At 56.8% G+C, this 2,065-nt stretch carries 3 protein-coding genes and 1 pseudogene; 3 read left to right on the top strand and 1 reads right to left on the bottom strand.

All coding sequences use genetic code 11. The features are described from left to right. Together IQ273_RS32775 and IQ273_RS32770 are read left to right on the top strand one after the other, a co-directional pair. A pseudogene (locus IQ273_RS32775) lies at positions 1-208 on the top strand (ISKra4 family transposase); the annotation flags it as partial. Between the two features lie 72 nt (positions 209-280). Beyond that, a complete protein-coding gene (locus IQ273_RS32770; protein ID WP_194027253.1) occupies positions 281-643 on the top strand; it encodes a hypothetical protein in 363 nt (120 codons plus the stop codon). Positions 644-704: 61 nt separating this feature from the next. Here IQ273_RS32770 and IQ273_RS32765 read toward each other — a convergent pair whose 3' ends face one another. Next, positions 705-1,541, bottom strand: coding sequence for an SDR family oxidoreductase (locus IQ273_RS32765; RefSeq protein ID WP_194027252.1), 837 nt, complete (start codon positions 1,539-1,541; stop codon positions 705-707). Between the two features lie 68 nt (positions 1,542-1,609). On the opposite strand from IQ273_RS32765, the gene IQ273_RS32760 reads away from it, so the two are divergent. After that, positions 1,610-2,065, top strand: a 456-nt coding sequence (locus tag IQ273_RS32760; RefSeq protein ID WP_228054355.1) for a MerR family transcriptional regulator, incomplete at its 3' end; no start/stop codon positions are given.

The following is a 2,065-nucleotide window of genomic DNA, read 5'->3' as shown; positions in this document are numbered from 1 at the left end:
CCGCAAGCATCGCCACCGCATTGTCAATTACGACTATTATCAGCGCGAACAAATCTGCTCGATTGGCTCAGGGGCTGTTGAATCGGCCATCAAGCAAATCAGCCGCAGAGTCAAGATTTCAGGGGCTCAGTGGAATGAGGACAATATCCCTCAAGTGCTGGCCCATCGTTGTGCTTATCTCAATGGCTCAATTGGGCTACAAAGGTGACGTGCTCCCCTTCGTCTGGCTGCACTAGATCAGACGCCCTGGTCAGAGATTCGGCAGGCTGAGGAGGTACAGTTGCTGCACCGGGAAGAGTGGTGGGCCTGGTGGTCGGATGAGCAGTTGACGACGGCGATTGGGTTGCCGGAATCGCTGTGCCCAGAGACCCTATCCCCGGATGCAGTGTCGCTGATTTCCGAGGTGTGGGAGAGCTTTTCGCCTGCGCCCCGATGTGGGTGGGAAACCTTAGCGCGAGTCAAAGCGGTGCTGAGGCGAGCGAATTGGTCGCATCCCCAGGGCAGCGTGCCTGAAAGCCGAGCTGTTACTGAATTGCTGATCGTGCAATTTACGGACGACTCAGAGGGGGTACTGCAATGCTGGCGCAGGGCGCTTGGAGAGGGCTATGAGTGCCATATCGAACGGCTGCAATCAGATAATTGAGCGGCTTGTGGTAGCTAGATACCGATCTTGAGAGTTAAAGCAGCAGCAAGGTGTATCCTCCTCATCGCTGGATTTGTGTGAGCCCAAACTGTCGTCTGAGCAAAGACCCCATCAGCCTGGGCGGCAGCAGCTGCTTGAGCAACGGTAACCACCTGCTCTTTTTCCCTAACCGAATAGTCATTGGCGACTGCGGCCTCATTATCGCCGCGACGAGCTGCTCCGCAAACGCGTCTGCTGGTGTCGCCTGAGTCTGAGACAGCACCGCCCTAGCCCGAATCTTTGACTCCAGCGGCGCGTACCACGATTCTGGCGACAGCACCTCAGCTAATCCTTGTTCCGCAGCGTGGCCAAAGTTCGACCGAATGGCACCCGGCTGCACCGTGATCACCTGGATGCCAAAGGAGGCCAGTTTCATCCGGAGTGCCTCGGACAGACTGTGCAATGCCGCCTTCGAGGCACAGTAAGCCCCGGCAAAGGGTGTTGTCACGACCCCCGCGATACTGCCGATATTGACGATGACGCCGGATCGCTGCCGCTTCATCACCGGGGCCACTTTCTGCGCCAGCTCAAGGGGAGCCAGCACATTGGTCTCAAACTGCATCTGGAGCTGTGCCGGGCTGAGATCCATCAGCGGGCCAAACTGCCCAAAGCCCGCATTGTTGACCAACAGGTCAATCTGACCTTCCTGGGCCAGAACAGCTTCAATAACTCGCTGGATGCCTGCCGAGTCCGTCACATCTAGAGGCAAGGTCATAATGCCATGGGCCTTCAGGCTATCCAGGGCCTCTAACCGTCTGGCCGTCACGACCACTCGACACCCTCGTTGATGAAAGGTCTGGCAAAGCGCTTGACCAATACCTGACGAGCAGCCGGTAATCAGGACAACAGGAGATGCCATAGGGATAATTGCAATTAAGGGTGATATTGACAGTTTAATTTGCAAGTGTCTATTATGGGCCTATGAGCATGTTGCAACAGATTGCCCAGCAACAGCCCGAGATGGTCTTGGATCGCTTCGTTGAGGTGACCAACGACCTACTACCCCAGTTTTTGCCCGACCAGAGTTCTGGAAATCGTGGTCAAGAGCCGGTGAACCCTCGGCTAGTGCGCTACTACACCACTCAGGGATGGTTAGACAAGCCCCTCAAACAGGGGCGTGAAGCTCGGTACACTTACCGGCATCTACTCCAATTGCTGGTGCTGCGCCGTCTGCTGGCAGAGGGCTACAGCGCCAGTTCCATCGGCAGCTTAATCGGCGGTCAGGCTGACACAGCGCTAGAAGACATTCTGCAAGGCGGCGTGCAGCTGACGGTGGAGGCGGCAAACCCGGCGCTGGCGTTTTTGTCCCAAATTCGCGATGGGCAAGGCCCGGCCAAAGGCCAACGCAGGGAATCCTCTCCATCAGACCAGTCGCCTAAAAGA

Source organism: Nodosilinea sp. LEGE 07298 (assembly GCF_015207265.1).
GTDB lineage: Bacteria > Cyanobacteriota > Cyanobacteriia > Phormidesmidales > Phormidesmidaceae > Nodosilinea.
This window is presented reverse-complemented; position numbering and strand designations above follow the sequence as displayed.